This is a genomic window from Shinella sp. (assembly GCF_035998705.1).
In the GTDB taxonomy this organism is placed as follows: Bacteria; Pseudomonadota; Alphaproteobacteria; order Rhizobiales; family Rhizobiaceae; genus Shinella.
This window is the reverse complement of sequence record NZ_DASYHH010000026.1, coordinates 25,420-41,194: the sequence shown is the minus strand read 5'-3', so window position 1 is coordinate 41,194 and position 15,775 is coordinate 25,420. Positions and strand designations below refer to the sequence as shown.

The window sequence follows — 15,775 nt, the reverse complement described above, 5'->3', positions numbered from 1 at the left end:
ACGGATAGTGGAGAGAGGAGCACTGTGTACGCGGAGGAAGATCATGCAGTCACATTTGGAGCGAGCCGGCCGGCTCACGACCCACGTCCTGGATACCGCCCGCGGCAAACCGGCCGAGGGACTGCGCATCGAACTCTTCCGGGTCGAGGGCGAAACCTTCCATCTGCTGAAGACCACAGAGACGAACGATGACGGCCGCTGCGACGCGCCGCTTCTCGCCGGCGAGACCATGAAGGCCGGCACCTACGAGCTGCGCTTCCACGCCGGCGACTATCTCGGCCGCACGGGCGATGGCCCGATGTTCCTCGACATCATCCCCATCCGCTTCGGTCTTGCCGACGAGGGCGCGCATTATCACGTGCCGCTGCTCGTCTCGCCCTATAGCTACTCCACCTACCGCGGGAGCTGAACCATGCCTGTCGAGATCCGCTCCGAGCTGCGCTTCATCCTCAACGGCCGTGACGTGGCGCTGCGCGATGTGGCGCCGGACCACACGCTGCTCGACTGGCTGCGCCTTTCCCGCCTGCTCAAGGGCACCAAGGAAGGCTGCGCGGAGGGCGACTGCGGCGCCTGTACGGTGCTGGTCGGACGCCTGACGCCGTCCGGCGGCCTCGTCTATGAAGGCGTCAATGCCTGCATCCGCTTCCTTGGCTCGCTGGATGGCTGCCATGTGGTGACCGTCGAGCATGTTGCTGCAAGCGACGGCCATCTCCATCCCGTGCAGCAGGCGATGGTGGATTACCACGGTTCGCAATGCGGCTTCTGCACGCCGGGCTTTGTCATGTCGCTCTATGCGCTGTGGATGCAGTCGCCGAATCCGAGCGACCAGGAGATCGAGACGGCGCTCCAGGGCAATCTCTGTCGCTGCACCGGCTACGAGCCGATCCTGCGCGCCGCGCGCGCCATCTCGAGCTACGGCAACACCGACAAGGACCCGCTGCTCACCGAGCGCGCAACGATGATCGCGCGCCTCAAGGCCTTGCGTGACGGCGCCCGCGTCGAGATCGGCGAGGGCAAAAACCGCTGGATCGTGCCGGCCGATCTCGATGATTTCGCCGCTGTGCTGGAAGCCTCGCCGACCGCAACCGTGGTCGCCGGCTCCACCGATGTCGGCCTGTGGGTCACCAAGCATATGCGCGCCATCACGCCGGTCTTCATCGCCGGGCTCGATGAGCTTAAGGCGATTTCCGTGCAGGACGGCGTGGTGTCCTTCGGCGCCGGCGTCACCTATTCCGAGGCGATCGCCACGCTGTCGCACCATATCCCGGCACTCGGGCCGCTGATCAACCGCATCGGCGGCCAGCAGGTGCGCAACATGGGCACGATCGGCGGCAACATCGCCAACGGCTCGCCGATCGGCGACACGCCGCCGGCGCTGATCGCGCTGGATAGCACGCTCACCTTGCGCAAGGGCTCAGAGCGGCGCACCATCCACCTCGAAGACTATTTCATCGCCTATGGCAAGCAGGACCGCCAGCCCGGCGAATTCGTCGAAGCCGTGCAGGTGCCCATTCCCGCCGCGACGGAAAAATTCGCCGTCTACAAGGTGACCAAGCGGCGCGACGAGGACATCACGGCAACGCTCGGCGCCTTCCGCCTGGTGCTCGCCGCCGATGGCAGGGTGGCCGAAATCCGCGTCGCCTATGGCGGCATGGCGGCAACGCCGAAGCGCGCCGCCGCGGTGGAGGCAGCCCTTCTCGGCAAGTCGTGGACGGAAGCGACGGTGGAAGCGGCGATGGAAAAATATGCCGAGGACTTTTCGCCTTTGACCGACATGCGCGCCACCGCGGATTATCGCGCGCTGGTGGCCAAAAACCTTCTCCTGCGTTTCTATATGGAAACGACATCCAGCGAGGCACCGGTGCAGGTGTCCAGATACGAGGCTGCGTGAGCCATGAACAAGCACAGTCCTGACCTCAAGGCCGAAAAGATCGCCGGCGGCGTGCATTCCAGCGTGCGCCACGACTCGGCGCACAAGCACGTGGCCGGCACCGCCGTCTATATCGACGACATCACGGAACCTGCCGGCACGCTGCATGCCGGCCTCGGCCTCTCGACCGTCGCGCATGGCATCCTGGAGTCCGTCGATCTTTCGGCGGTGCGCGCCGCACCCGGCGTCGTCGACGTGCTGACCCATGAGGACGTGCCCGGCGTCAACGACATCTCGCCCTCCTACATGAACGACGATCCGGTGCTGGCGAACGGCAAGGTCGAGTTCCACGGCCAGCCGATCTTCTGCGTCATCGCCGAAACGCGCGACGAGGCCCGCCGCGCCGCGCGGCTCGCCAGGATCGAGTATGAGGAACTGCCGGCCGATATCGACATCTGGGACCTCGACGTCAAAACCCACCGGCAGGTCGTCACCCCGCTGACGCTGAAGCGCGGCGATGCTGCGGCCGCGCTCGAAAGCGCCCCGCGCCGCATCAAGGGCCGCATGCGGCTGGGCGGCCAGGACCACTTCTATCTCGAAGGCCAGGTCTCGCTCGCCGTGCCGGGCGAGGACGACGAGGTGCTCGTCTATTGCTCGACGCAGGGGCCGAGCGAGACGCAGCACATGGTCGCGCACGCGCTCGGCGTGCCGAGCCATGCCGTGACGGTGGAAGTGCGCCGCATGGGCGGCGGCTTTGGCGGCAAGGAAACCCAGGCAAACCAGTGCGCGGCGCTCGCCGCCATCGCCGCCAAGAAGCTGAATCGCGCCGTCAAAGTCCGGCTCGACCGCGACGAGGACATGGCCGCCACCGGCAAGCGGCACGATTTCGCGATCGACTACGATGTCGGCTTCGACGACGAAGGCCGCATCCTCGGCATCGACTACACCTTCGCGCTGCGGGCCGGTTTTTCGGCGGATCTCTCCGGCCCGGTGGGCGACCGTGCGCTGTTCCACTGCGACAACGCCTATTTCTTCCCGCATGTGCACGCCAAGTCGGCGCCGCTCTACACCAACACCGTCTCCAACACGGCGTTCCGCGGTTTCGGCGGGCCGCAGGGCATGGTGGGCGCCGAGCGCGTCATCGACGAGGTGGCCTTCGCCGTCGGCAAGGACCCGCTCGATATCCGCAAGCTGAATTTCTACGACGCGATGGGCGTGGAGGGCACGCGCAATGTCACGCCCTATCACCAGAAGGTGGAAGACTGCATCATCCAGCGCATCGTCGCGGAACTGGAAGAGAGCGCCGACTATGCCGGCCGCCGCAAGGCGATTGCCGAGTTCAACGCGAAGAGCCGCGTCGTCAAGCGCGGCCTGGCGCTGACGCCCGTCAAATTCGGCATTTCCTTCACCAAGACGGAATCGAACCAGGCCGGCGCGCTGGTGCATGTCTATACGGACGGCTCCGTGCACATGAACCATGGCGGCACCGAGATGGGGCAGGGCCTGCATCTCAAGGTCGCGCAGGTCGTGGCGGAAGAGTTCCAGATCGACCTCGACCGGGTGAAGATCACCGCGACGACGACCGCCAAGGTGCCGAACACCTCGCCGACCGCCGCCTCCTCGGGCGCCGATCTGAACGGCATGGCGGCGCAGGATGCCGCCCGCCAGATCAAGGACCGGCTCATCGATTTCGCCGCGGAAACCCACCAGGTGCCGCGCGAGCAGGTGGTGTTCCTGCCGAACCGGGTGCGCATCGGCAATGCCGAGATTTCCTTCAACGATCTCGTGAAGAAGGCCTATATGGCCCGTGTCCAGCTGTCGGCAGCCGGCTTCTATAAGACGCCGAAGATCCACTGGGATCGCTCCAAGGGCCGCGGCCACGCTTTCTACTACTACGCCTATGGCGCGGCCTGCTCGGAAGTCTCCGTCGATACGCTGACCGGCGAATATATCGTCGAGCGCACCGATATCCTGCACGATACCGGCCGCTCGCTGAACAGGATCATCGATATCGGCCAGATCGAGGGCGGCTTCATCCAGGGCATGGGCTGGCTGACGACGGAGGAATTGTGGTGGGACGGCAAGGGGCGGCTTCGCACCCACGCGCCCTCCACCTACAAGATCCCGCTCGCCTCCGACCGCCCGAAAATCTTCAACGTGGCACTGACCGACTGGTCGGAGGCCTATGAGCCGACGATCCACCGCTCCAAGGCTGTCGGCGAACCGCCGCTGCCGCTCGGCCTTGCCGTGCTGCATGCACTGTCGGACGCGGTGGCGAGCATCGCGGATCACAAGATCTGCCCGCGCCTCGATGCGCCGGCAACGCCGGAATGCGTGCTGATGGCGATCGAGCGGCTCAAGGCTCAGAAGAAGGGGTGACGTCATGCCCGCCCTGCGCGAAGACATCCGGGATTTCCTGCGCCGCGAACCGGTGTCGATCCTGGTCGAGGTGACGGGTGCCGCGGGCTCGACGCCGCGCGACACCGATGCCTGGATGCTGGTGTCGGACCGGGCGATTTTCGCGACGATCGGCGGCGGGCAGCTCGAATATATGGCGATCGACCAGGCGCGGCGGGCTCTGCGCTCCGGGCTTGCGGCCGAGCCGATGAACGTGCCGCTCGGCCCGGAAATCGGCCAGTGCTGTGGCGGCCGGGTCGGGCTTTCCTTCACCGCCATGAACCCGGCGCTCGCCAAAAGCCTGATCTCGCGCAGCGACCGGGAAATGGCGGCACGCCCGCATGTCTACGTCTTCGGCGCCGGCCATGTCGGCGATGCGCTCGCCATGGCTTTGTCGCTGGCGCCCTTGCGCGTCGTGCTGGTGGATACGCGGGAAGACGAGCTCATGGCGTCCACGGTGCCGCGCATCGAAACCTGCCTGACGGCAATGCCCGAAGCCGTGGTGCGCGACGCGCCGGCCGGCAGCAGCTTCGTCATCCTCACCCACGACCACGCGCTCGATTTCCTCATCACCGCCGAGGCGCTGAAGCGCGCCGACGCCGCCTATGTCGGCATGATCGGCTCGAAGACGAAACGCACGACCTTCCGCAACTGGCTGTCGCGCGAATTCGGCCAGCCGGGCTTGTTCGAAAACCTCACCTGCCCGATCGGCGGCACCACGCTGAAGGACAAACGCCCGGCGGTGATCGCAACGCTCGCCGCCGCCGAGATCATGACGGCTGCGCTGGCGTGGCAGCCGCAGCATCACGACACGGCGATTGTCCGGAGTTGATCAGCCTTCCGGCAACGCCTGCCAGGGATCGAGGCACGGCACGCCCAGCGGCCGGAAATCGGAGACATTGCGCGTGACGAGGACCAGACGGTGGGCCAGGGCAGTGGCCGCGATCATGGCATCTGCACTGGGTCGCCTGTCCGCCGTTGGCAACCGGCCGGCCAGCGTTGCCGCCTGCGCGTCGAACGGCAGAATGCGGCCCTCGAAGGCCGGCAAAACCCTGGTGGTGAGCCAGGCGCAAAGATCGTCGGCAAAATCCGGATTGCGGGTTCGTTCCCGCTCGATGCCGAATTCGATCTCCATCAGCGTCACCGCGGACAGGTAGGCGGTTTCGACATCGAAGGTGTGCAGGAATGTCTGAAACTCGACGGACTGACGCTGCGGCCTGCGGGAAGCCGAGACGATATTCGTATCGAGCAGGAACGCCATCAGAACTGGACGTGCCGGCGTTTGAAGTCCGTCCGATCAGCGAGGAAGTCGTCGTCGAACCGGGAGTTGGAGTGGTTTAGAGCGTCATAAAGGCTTTTGCTTTTCCGCCAGTGATCTTTGAAATCACTATAGCGGACGAGCACGTAACTTGCCTCGCCATGCTCCGTGATAACGAGGGGGCGTTCGTTGGCCGCCTTCTTCGCCTTGCTGGGATTCTGGTTGAAGTCGGCGCTGGTCATGTAGGCAAATGACATCGACTACTCCGCGTAGTATATTCTGGAGAAAATATACTAGATTTTGGCGTCGGATTCAACCTGTTCTGATTCGACATCACCGAGCAGCTTGCCGATCAGCCGCTGACATCGCTCGGCCATGAAGTCGATCATCAGGCGGACCTTCGGGTCCTGGAACCGCTTGTGCGGGTAGATCGCGGCGAGCTGCACGGAGGCGGGCGGCGACTCCTTCAGGATTTCGACCAGCCGGCCTTCCTTCAGATGCGCCTTCACCTCGAACAGCGGCTTGTTGATGATGCCGCGGTCCTCCAGCGCCCATTGGGTGAGCACGTCGCCGTCGTCGCTGTCATAGGGGCCGGCGACTTCGAATTTACGCGGGCCCTCGGCGGTCACCAGCGTCCAGAAATATTCCTTCGAACCGGGATAGCGCAGCAGCAGACAGTCATGTTTGTCGGCGATCAGCGCATCCGCGTTTGCCGGCGCGCCGCGCCGCGCGAGATAGGCGGGCGAGGCGCAGAGCACGCGCTCGCAATTGAGGATGCCGCGCATGCGGAGATTCGAATCCTCCAGCACCCCGAGCTTGAAGGCGACATCGACGCCTTCGGCGAGGATATCGACATTGTGGTCCGACAGGCGCACGCGCACTTCGATATCCGGGTACTTGTCGTGGAATTCCGGAATGCCGGACGCGATCAGCCGCCGGCCGATGCCGAGCGGCGCGGTGATGCGGAGCGAACCCTTCGGGTTGCGCGAGAGGTCGGCGATCGCACCTTCCGCCTCGTTCACCGCCTCGATGATTTTCACAGCGCCATCGTAGAAAACGCGGCCGTGTTCGGTCGGCGAGAGTTTTCGCGTCGTGCGGTTGAAGAGGCGCACGCCGAGATGCCGCTCCAGTTCCTTGATGCGATTGCTGGCGACCGCCGGGGTGACACGCTGGTCGCGCCCTGCCGCTGAAAGAGTACCGAGTTCGACCACGCGAACGAAGACGCGCACATTATCGAGATAGGACATGGATTCCTTCTACCACATTGGCGTGCAGAGCAAAGTGGGGGCCATCTTATAGATTTTTTTGAAAGTGTTGGGGATTCACCGGGATTTCCGAGAAAATCGCTTGATGGCAAACAAGCCCATGAAAAGCGGGTGGAGGTCCCTATGTACGAATATGCCATAGCCTGGGATTGGCTGATGTTTGCCGTGCGCTGGCTGCACGTGATCACGGCGATCGCCTGGATCGGCTCGTCGTTCTATTTCGTCGCGCTCGACCTGGGCCTGAAGAAGCACCCCGCGCTTCCGCCGGGCGCGCATGGCGAGGAGTGGCAGGTGCATGGCGGTGGTTTCTACCACATCCAGAAATACCTGGTCGCGCCGGCCTCGATGCCCGAGCACCTCGTCTGGTTCAAGTGGGAAAGCTACGTCACCTGGCTCTCCGGCTTCGGCATGCTCTGTCTCGTCTATTATGCGGGCGCCGATCTCTACCTGATCGACCCGAACGTGCTCGACGTCTCCAAGCCGGTGGCGATCGCCATTTCGCTGGCCTCGCTCGCCTTCGGCTGGATCATCTACGACCTCATCTGCAAGTCGCCCTTCGGCAATGACAACACGCGGCTGATGGTGGCGCTCTATTTCATCCTGGTCGCCGTGGCCTGGGGCTATACCCAGCTCTTCACCGGCCGCGCCGCCTTCCTGCATCTCGGTGCCTTCACCGCGACGATCATGTCGGCGAACGTGTTCTTCATCATCATGCCGAACCAGCGCATCGTCGTCGCCGATCTCATCGCCGGCCGCACGCCCGATCCGAAATACGGCAAGATCGCCAAGCAGCGCTCCACGCACAACAACTACCTGACGCTGCCCGTGCTGTTCCTCATGCTGTCGAACCACTATCCGCTGGCCTTCGGCACGGAGTTCAACTGGATCATCGCCTCGCTGGTCTTCCTGATGGGCGTCACGATCCGCCATTACTTCAACACCACCCACGCCAATGCAGGCAACCCGACCTGGACCTGGCTTGCGACGGCGCTGCTCTTCGTCCTCATCATGTGGCTCTCCACGGTGCCGAGGGTGCTGACGGGCGAGACGGCCGACGCCAGGGTCTCGGCGGTGCAGCAGTCCTTCATCACGGCGGAGGCCTTCCCAAAGGTGCGTGATACCGTGCTCGGCCGCTGTTCCATGTGCCATGCCAAGGAGCCCGGCTGGGAAGGCATCATCACCCCGCCGAAAGGCGTGATGCTGGAAACGGACGGCCAGATCGCCGCCCATGCCCGCGAGATCTATCTCCAGGCCGGCCGCAGCCACGCCATGCCGCCGGCAAACCTGACACAGATTTCCGACGAGGAGCGCCGTCTGCTCGTCTCCTGGTACGAAAGCGCCGTGAGCGGGGAGAAAATCCAATGAGCGAACTTTTGATCCGGGGCCGCGTGCTGACCTTCGTCGCCGAGCCGCAGGGCATCGATGACACCGCCTCCTACCGCTATTTCGAGGACGGCGCCGTCTTCCTGCGGGGCGGCAAGGTGGTCGAGACCGGCAACTATGTCGATATAAGCAAGCTTGCCGGTGCCGAGGTCGAGATCGCCGATCACCGGCCGAACCTCGTCCTGCCCGGCCTCATCGACACGCACCTGCATTTCCCGCAGACCCAGGCGATCGCCTCCTATGGCGCGCAGCTGCTCGAATGGCTGAACACCTACATCTTCGTCGAGGAGCAGAAGTTTTCGCGTCCCGCCCATGCGGCGGCCGTCGCCAATCGCTTCATGGACGAGCTGCTCTCGAACGGCACGACGACCGCCGTCGCCTATTGCTCGGTGCATCCCGAAAGCGTCGACGCCTATTTCTCGGCGGCCGAAGCGCGCGGCATGCGCATGATCGGCGGCAAGGTGATGATGGACCGCAACGCGCCCGATGCGCTGCGCGACACGCCGCAGCAGGGCTATGACGAGACCAAGCGGCTGATCGAGACGTGGCACGGCCGCGGCCGCGCGCATTATGCCATCAGCCCGCGCTTCGCCATCACCTCGACGCCGGAACAGCTGGAGATGAGCCAGGCGCTCGTCGCCGAACATCCCTCCTGCTACGTCCAGACGCATCTTTCGGAAAACCGCGACGAGATCGCCTTCGCCACGTCGCTCTATCCGGAGGCGAAGGATTATACGGATATCTACGCCCGCTACGGCCTGCTGAACGACCGCATGCTGCTCGGCCATTGCATCTACCTGAGCGACCGGGAGATTTCGGTTCTGGCGGAGACCGGCGCCGTCGGCGTCTTCTGCCCGACCTCGAACCTCTTCCTCGGCTCGGGCCTGTTCGATCGCGACCGTTTCGACAGGCTCGGCGCGCGCTGGTCGGTGGCGACCGACGTCGGCGGCGGCACCAGCTTCTCCATGCTGGAAACCATGGACGAGGCCTACAAGGTGCTGCACCTGCAAGGCCAGCGGCTGACGCCGTTCAGCTCGTTCTACCGCATGACGCTCGGCAATGCCCGCGCGCTCGGACTGGAAAACCACATCGGTTCGCTGCATCCTGGCGCGGATGCGGATATCGTCGTGCTCGATTCCAGCGCCAAGTCGGCGATGGAATATCGCATGCGCACGGCGACTTCGCTACTCGAAGAACTCTTCATCCTCCAGACCATGGGCGACGACCGCTGCGTCGCCGAGGTCTATGTCGCCGGCAAGGCGATGAAGGGCAAGGGCAAGGCCGGTGCTGCGAGAGAGCGTGTTCCGGAAGCGGTCTGAAAGTTCGCGAACGCGTCGCCGATTAGCTCACCGGTGCCACACACTCTGCCGTCATCCTCGGGCTTGACCCGAGGATCCACATCCATGTTACGTCTTCGCTTGTGGCATGGATGCTCGGGTCAAGCCCGAGCATGACGGAGGAGAGGTTTGGCCTTCGCTGGTTTTGGGAGAAACTGGGCGGGGGCTGGAGAGGTCGTCCCTTATGAACTTTATCTCGACCGCCCACCCATCGCCTTCGTCAACCCTTCCGCAGCAGCCCTGATAACAGGCCCGAAGGCATCGACCTTCTCGTCCGGCAGGCGCACCGCCGGTCCCGACACGGAAATCCCGGCAACGGCCTCGCCATATTCGTCGAAGATGGGTGCTGCCACGCAGCGCATGCCGAGCGTGTGCTCTTCGTCGTCGATCGACCAGCCGCGGATGCGGATCTTTGCGATATCCTCTAGCAGCATTGCCACGCTGTCGCGGGTCTTGTCGGTGAAGTGCTGCAAGGTGCGGCCGGCGAGCAGCGCCTCGATGCGGGAATCCGGCCAGGTCGACAGGATCGCCTTGCCGATGCCTGACGCATGGATCGGCCCGCGCCGGCCGGGGCGGAAGAAGGCGCGCATCGGCGCATGGCTCTCGACCTGCGAGATGAAGACCATGTCGCCGTCGTCCTCGATGGCGATGTTGGCGGTCTCGCCGCAGCCCTCCATCAACTGCTTCAGGAAGGGCCGGCTGATCGTACCGAGCTTGCGGAAGCGCAGATACGCGGTGCCGATCTCGAAGGCCTTCACGCCGATCGTCCAGGCGCCGGTCTCGTTGTCGTGGGTCACCATGCCGTGCTGGGCAAGCGAGGTGAGCAGCCGGTGCACGGTGGAAGGCGCCATCGCCGACTGGTCGGCAAGCTCGGTCAGGCCGGCGCCATCGGCCTGCGCGACAAGCTCCAGCAGTTTCAGGCTGCGGTCGAGCACCTGCACCGAAGAGGGCGCCGCATTCTCGCCGGCCTTGCGGCCCGGTTTGGCCCGCGTCTTTTCCTGATGGTCCGCCATGTCGTTTTCTCCTGTCCGCCGACGTCATGACATAGCTGGCCCGGATCGATTGTTCCAGTTTCGTTGAAAATGTTTATTTCCACATGATGGGATTGATTTCCATTTTATGATTGCGCCCCATCGGAAATGGGTTACCTTCCAGCACGAGAGACGGAGGAAATTCCCATGGCAAAAATGCGTGCTGTCGATGCAGCGGTCCTGGTTCTGGAAAAGGAAGGCATTGATTGTGCCTTCGGCGTCCCGGGCGCTGCGATCAATCCCTTCTATTCGGCGCTGCGGGCGCGCGGCACGGTCCGCCACGTTCTCGCCCGCCACGTCGAGGGCGCAAGCCACATGGCGGAAGGTTATACCCGTGCCCGTGCCGGCAATATCGGCCTGTGCATCGGCACGTCGGGTCCGGCCGGCACCGACATGATCACCGGCCTCTATTCGGCCTCGGCAGACTCGATCCCGATCCTCTGCATCACCGGCCAAGCGCCCCGCGCCCGCCTCGACAAGGAGGATTTCCAGGCCGTCGATATCGCGAAGATCGCGGCCCCCGTCACCAAGTGGGCCGTCACCGTCATGGAGCCGGGCCTGGTTCCCTACGTCTTCCAGAAGGCGTTCCACACCATGCGCTCCGGCCGTCCCGGCCCGGTCCTGATCGACCTGCCGATCGACGTCCAGCTTGCCGAGATCGAATTCGACATCGACGCCTATGCGCCGCTCGAGCCCTACAAGCCGTCGGCCACACGCGCCCAGGCCGAGAAGGCGCTCGCCATGCTGAACGCATCGGAGCGACCGCTGATCGTCGCCGGCGGCGGCATCATCAATGCGGATGCCTCCGATCTCCTGGTCGAATTCGCCGAGATCGTCGGCGTTCCGGTCATCCCGACGCTGATGGGCTGGGGCACGATCCCGGACGACCATCCGCTGATGGCCGGCATGTGCGGCCTGCAGACCTCGCACCGCTACGGCAATGCGACCATGCTCGCCTCCGACTTCGTGCTCGGCGTCGGCAACCGCTGGGCCAACCGCCACACCGGCAATATCCCGACCTATACGGAGGGGCGCACCTTCGTCCATGTCGACATCGAGCCGACCCAGATCGGCCGCGTCTTCACGCCCGATTTCGGCATCGTGTCGGATGCCGGCGCCGCACTGAAACTCTTCCTCGACGTTGCGACGGCGTGGAAGGTCGCCGGCAAGCTGCGCGATTGGTCCGGTTGGGCGGAAGAGTGCCGCGAGCGCAAGCGCACCATGCTGCGCAAGACCCATTTCGACCAGACGCCCTTGAAGCCGCAGCGCGTCTACGAGGAAATGAACAAGGCTTTCGACCGCGACACCTGCTACGTCTCGACCATCGGCCTTTCGCAGATCGCCGGCGCGCAGTTCCTGCATGTCTACAAGCCGCGCAACTGGATCAATTGCGGCCAGGCCGGCCCGCTCGGCTGGACGCTGCCGGCAGCGCTCGGTGTGCGCGCCGCCGATCCGGACCGCCCGATCGTCGCGCTGTCCGGCGACTATGACTTCCAGTTCCTCATCGAGGAGCTTGCGGTCGGCGCCCAGCACAAGCTGCCCTACCTGCATGTGGTCGTGAACAATTCCTATCTCGGCCTCATCCGCCAGGCCCAGCGCGGCTTCAACATGGACTTCGAAGTCTCGCTCGCCTTCGACAACGTCAATGCATCGGACGATGCGGAGCCGGGCTACGGCGTCGACCACGTCGCGGTCGCCGAAGGCCTCGGCTGCAAGGCGATCCGGGTCCGCAGCCCGAACGAGTTCCAGGAAGCCTTCAACACCGCGCAGACGCTGATGAAGGAGCACCAGGTTCCCGTCGTCATCGAGTTCATCCTCGAGCGTGTCACCAACATCGCCATGGGCGCCGACATCAATGCCGTCGTCGAGTTCGAGGACCTTGCCGAACGCGGCGAGGATGCCCCGACCGCCACGATGGCATTGCTGGACTAAGGAGAAGAAAATGCCGAAGTTTGCGGCCAATCTGACCATGCTCTTCAACGAGGCGCCGTTCCTCGAACGCTTCGCGCTGGCCGCGAAGGCGGGCTTCGAAGGTGTCGAGTACCTCTTCCCCTACGACTTCGACAAGGAAGCGCTGCGCGCCGCCCTCGATCTCAACGGGCTGACGCAGGTGCTGCACAATCTGCCGGCCGGCAACTGGGCCGGCGGCGAACGCGGCATCGCCATCCTGCCGGACCGCGTCGACGAGTTCCGCCGCGGCGTGGCCTCGGCCATCGACTATGCGACGGCGCTCGGCTGCAAGCAGGTCAATTGCCTGTCGGGCATCGCCCCGGTCGGCGTCGCGCACGAGGTGCTGCGCTCGACCTTCGTCGCCAACCTGAAGCTTGCGGCCGCCGAACTCGGCAAACATGGAATCCGGCTGTTGATCGAGCCGATCAACCGCTTCGACATTCCGGGCTTCTACCTCAACACGCCCGACCAGGCGGCCTCGATCATCGCGGAAGTCGGCAGCGACAACTTGTTCATCCAGTACGACCTCTACCACCAGCAGCGCACCGAGGGCGAACTGATCGGCACGTTCAAGAAGCACCAGGCGAAAATCGCCCATGTGCAGCTTGCCGACAATCCGGGCCGGGGCGAGCCGGGCACCGGCGAGATCGCCTGGCCCTTCGTGTTCAAGACGCTCGACGCGCTCGGCTACGACGGCTGGATCGGCTGCGAATACAAGCCGGCCGCCACCACGCAGGAAGGCCTCGGCTGGCTGGCCGAAGTCGGCCGCTGAGCCACCAAACATTTCAAGACTGGGAGTTAGCATCATGGCAAATATCGGTTTCATCGGCCTCGGCATCATGGGCACGCCCATGGCGCGTCACCTTCAGGACGCCGGCCACACCGTCATCACCTCGAAATTCGCAATCGCGCCGCGTCAGGAACTCCTCGACAACGGCCTGAAGATCGTCGACAGCCCGAAGGCGCTGGCCGAGACCGTCGACACGATCATCCTCATGCTGCCCGACACCCCGGAAGTGCAGGACGTGCTGTTCGGCGAGAACGGCGTCTCTTATGGCTTGTCCGCCGGCAAGCTCGTCATCGACATGAGCTCGATCTCGCCGATCGAGACCAAGGAATTCGCCAGGAAGATCCGCGCGACCGGCGCCGAATATGTCGACGGCCCGGTGTCCGGCGGTGAAGTGGGCGCCAAGAACGCCACGCTCTCCATCATGGCCGGTGGCTCGCAGGAAAGTTTCGACCGGGCGCTGCCGCTGTTCCAGCTGATGGGCAAGAACATCACGCTCGTCGGCGATTGCGGCGACGGGCAGGTGACCAAGGTCGCCAACCAGATCATCGTGGCGCTCACCATTGAAGCGGTCGCCGAAGCGCTCGTCTTCGCCTCGAAGGCCGGTGCCGATCCGGCCCGCGTACGGGAGGCCCTGATGGGCGGTTTCGCCTCCTCGCGTATTCTCGAAGTGCATGGTGAGCGCATGGTCAAGCGTACATTCGATCCGGGCTTCCGCATCTCGCTGCACCAGAAGGACCTGAACCTGGCCCTCCAGGGCGCCAAGGCGCTGGGCGTTTCGCTGCCCAACACCGCCTCGACGCAGGAACTCTTCAACCAGTGCGCCGCCCACGGCGATGCCGGCCTCGATCACTCAGGTCTCGTCACGGCGCTGGAGCGCATGGCGAACCACGCCGTCGCATGACGACGGCCTAGCCGTTATGCAACGGCCCAGCCGTCGTATGACGGCCTGACCGGGCGGGGAGGGGAGCCCCGCCCGGTCACCCATCCTAGAGGAGGACATACGAGCCCCTCATCCCGCCGCGTCATCTTCATTCGGGAGGTGACGCAGGCTTGCGGATGAGGGGCTTCGTGTTCATAAGACCAGCATTCCGCAGACTTGGAGGAACCCCATGCCTGATATCGCCGATCCGCGCGCCTTTCTCGAAACGCTCTTTCACGCCGCGGTCGCCGCCGCCGACCCGGAAAAGGTGCTGGCCGCCAACCTGCCGGAAAAGCCGAAAGGCCGCACGGTGGTGATCGGTGCTGGCAAGGGTGCCGCGCAGATGGCCCGCGCCTTCGAGCGCCTGTGGGACGCGCCGCTGACCGGCGTGATCGTCACGCGCTATGGCTATGCCGTTCCCTGCGAGCGCATCGAGGTGCTCGAAGCCGCCCATCCGGTTCCGGATGACAGCGGCCTGCTCGCCTCCGGCCGGCTGATGGCCGCCGTGCGCGGCCTGACGGAAGACGATCTCGTCGTGGCGCTGATCTGCGGCGGTGGCTCCGCCCTGCTGCCGGCGCCCGCCGGCGACCTGACGCTGGCCGACGAAATCGCCGTCAACCGCGCCCTGCTCGCTTCCGGCGCACCGATCAGCGCCATGAATGCCGTGCGCAAGCAGGTCTCGCGCATCAAGGGCGGCCGTCTTGCGGCCCTTGCCCATCCGGCCCGCGTCGTCTCCCTCGTCGTCTCCGACATTCCGGGCGACAATCCCGCCCTCGTCGCCTCCGGCCCGACCATCGCCGACGCCACCACCCGCGCCGACGCGCTGCGCTTCATCGAACGCTATCGCCTCGATCTGCCCGAGGCCGTGATGCGCCATATCCGCGACGGCCAGGACGAGCCGCCGCTGCCGTCCGATGCCTGCTTCGCCCGCAACGAGGTCAAGCTCGTCGCCTCCGCCGCCGTCTCGCTGGAGGCCGCTGCTGACGTTGCGCGCAAGGCCGGCGTCGAGGCCGTCATCCTCTCCGATGCCATCGAAGGTGAAGCCGCCGAAGTCGGCCGCGTGCATGCGGCCATCGCCGCCGAAGTGGTGCGCCGCAACCGGCCGTTCCAGAAACCCGTCGTCGTGCTCTCCGGCGGCGAAACGACCGTCACCATCAAGGGCAAGGGCAAGGGCGGCCGCAACGGCGAGTTCCTGCTGTCCTTCGCCTGCGCCACCGATGGCCTCGACGGCCTTTCCGCGCTTGCCGCCGATACGGACGGCATCGACGGTTCGGAAGACAATGCCGGCGCCTTCGCCGACGGCACCACCGTCGCGCGCCTCGCCGCCAAGGGCAAGGACGCCGCCGACTATCTCGGCCGCAACGACAGCTGGACCGCCTTCGACGCGCTCGGCGACCTCTTCGTGCCCGGCCCGACCGGCACCAACGTCAACGATTTCCGCGCCATCCTCATCCAGTAGCCCCAAACGAAAACAGCCCCGATTTCCGGGGCTGTTTTGTTTTGACGTTTTCTCTTTTCCGTTGCCTCCCCACTGTCGTCATCCTCGGGCTTGACCCGAGGATCCATGCGGCGAGC

At 64.9% G+C, this 15,775-nt stretch carries 14 protein-coding genes; 10 read left to right on the top strand and 4 right to left on the bottom strand.

The window, feature by feature from the left end; genetic code table 11:
- Nucleotides 1-43: 43 nt before the first annotated feature.
- From uraH to xdhC, 4 genes are read left to right on the top strand one after another with little or no spacing between them, the layout of a single operon-like run.
- The gene (uraH, locus tag VGN93_RS22905; protein ID WP_327509310.1) at nt 44-409 is read left to right on the top strand and encodes a hydroxyisourate hydrolase; all 366 of its coding nucleotides are present in this window, start codon (nt 44-46) and stop codon (nt 407-409) included.
- A 3-nt stretch (nt 410-412) separates the two neighbouring features.
- On the top strand, nt 413-1,891 hold the full coding sequence (gene xdhA / locus VGN93_RS22900; protein WP_327509309.1) for a xanthine dehydrogenase small subunit: 1,479 nt from the start codon (nt 413-415) through the stop codon (nt 1,889-1,891).
- A gap of 3 nt (nt 1,892-1,894) precedes the next feature.
- Nucleotides 1,895-4,249: a xanthine dehydrogenase molybdopterin binding subunit gene (gene xdhB, locus VGN93_RS22895; RefSeq protein ID WP_327509308.1), complete on the top strand. Its 2,355-nt coding sequence runs from the start codon at nt 1,895-1,897 to the stop codon at nt 4,247-4,249.
- A 4-nt stretch (nt 4,250-4,253) separates the two neighbouring features.
- Nucleotides 4,254-5,099, top strand: coding sequence for a xanthine dehydrogenase accessory protein XdhC (gene xdhC / locus VGN93_RS22890; RefSeq protein ID WP_327509307.1), 846 nt, complete (start codon nt 4,254-4,256; stop codon nt 5,097-5,099).
- Here xdhC and VGN93_RS22885 read toward each other — a convergent pair whose 3' ends face one another.
- The 3 genes from VGN93_RS22885 to VGN93_RS22875 are packed head-to-tail and all read right to left on the bottom strand — an operon-like array spanning nt 5,100 to nt 6,772.
- The gene (locus tag VGN93_RS22885) at nt 5,100-5,528 is read right to left on the bottom strand and encodes a type II toxin-antitoxin system VapC family toxin (protein ID WP_319322988.1); all 429 of its coding nucleotides are present in this window, start codon (nt 5,526-5,528) and stop codon (nt 5,100-5,102) included.
- Nucleotides 5,528-5,782, bottom strand: a complete 255-nt coding sequence (locus VGN93_RS22880; RefSeq protein WP_319322986.1) for a type II toxin-antitoxin system Phd/YefM family antitoxin — start codon at nt 5,780-5,782, stop codon at nt 5,528-5,530. The genes VGN93_RS22885 and VGN93_RS22880 overlap by 1 nt, the downstream gene beginning before the upstream one ends.
- Before the next feature lie 36 nt (nt 5,783-5,818).
- Nucleotides 5,819-6,772, bottom strand: coding sequence for a LysR family transcriptional regulator (locus VGN93_RS22875; RefSeq protein ID WP_327509306.1), 954 nt, complete (start codon nt 6,770-6,772; stop codon nt 5,819-5,821).
- Between the two features lie 141 nt (nt 6,773-6,913).
- On the opposite strand from VGN93_RS22875, the gene VGN93_RS22870 reads away from it, so the two are divergent.
- Together VGN93_RS22870 and guaD are read left to right on the top strand one after the other, a co-directional pair.
- Nucleotides 6,914-8,155 (top strand): urate hydroxylase PuuD, encoded by a 1,242-nt coding sequence (locus tag VGN93_RS22870; RefSeq protein ID WP_327509305.1) that lies wholly within the window; start codon nt 6,914-6,916, stop codon nt 8,153-8,155.
- Nucleotides 8,152-9,492, top strand: coding sequence for a guanine deaminase (guaD, locus tag VGN93_RS22865; RefSeq protein WP_327509304.1), 1,341 nt, complete (start codon nt 8,152-8,154; stop codon nt 9,490-9,492). Before VGN93_RS22870 ends, guaD begins: the two co-directional genes overlap by 4 nt.
- A gap of 209 nt (nt 9,493-9,701) precedes the next feature.
- Here the strand turns inward: guaD and VGN93_RS22860 are convergent, their stop codons facing one another.
- Nucleotides 9,702-10,523, bottom strand: coding sequence for an IclR family transcriptional regulator (locus VGN93_RS22860; RefSeq protein WP_327509303.1), 822 nt, complete (start codon nt 10,521-10,523; stop codon nt 9,702-9,704).
- Nucleotides 10,524-10,688: 165 nt separating this feature from the next.
- On the opposite strand from VGN93_RS22860, the gene gcl reads away from it, so the two are divergent.
- The 4 genes from gcl to VGN93_RS22840 all read left to right on the top strand — a co-directional run bounded on the left by gcl (nt 10,689) and on the right by VGN93_RS22840 (nt 15,659).
- On the top strand, nt 10,689-12,473 hold the full coding sequence (gcl, locus tag VGN93_RS22855; RefSeq protein ID WP_327509302.1) for a glyoxylate carboligase: 1,785 nt from the start codon (nt 10,689-10,691) through the stop codon (nt 12,471-12,473).
- A gap of 10 nt (nt 12,474-12,483) precedes the next feature.
- Nucleotides 12,484-13,263 carry a hydroxypyruvate isomerase gene (gene hyi, locus VGN93_RS22850; RefSeq protein ID WP_327509301.1) on the top strand — a complete coding sequence of 260 codons (780 nt, stop codon included), beginning with the start codon at nt 12,484-12,486 and terminating at the stop codon, nt 13,261-13,263.
- A 34-nt stretch (nt 13,264-13,297) separates the two neighbouring features.
- Nucleotides 13,298-14,182, top strand: coding sequence for a 2-hydroxy-3-oxopropionate reductase (locus tag VGN93_RS22845; RefSeq protein WP_327509299.1), 885 nt, complete (start codon nt 13,298-13,300; stop codon nt 14,180-14,182).
- A gap of 208 nt (nt 14,183-14,390) precedes the next feature.
- Complete coding sequence (locus VGN93_RS22840) at nt 14,391-15,659, top strand: glycerate kinase (protein ID WP_327509298.1); 1,269 nt, start codon at nt 14,391-14,393, stop codon at nt 15,657-15,659.
- Nucleotides 15,660-15,775: the final 116 nt, after the last annotated feature.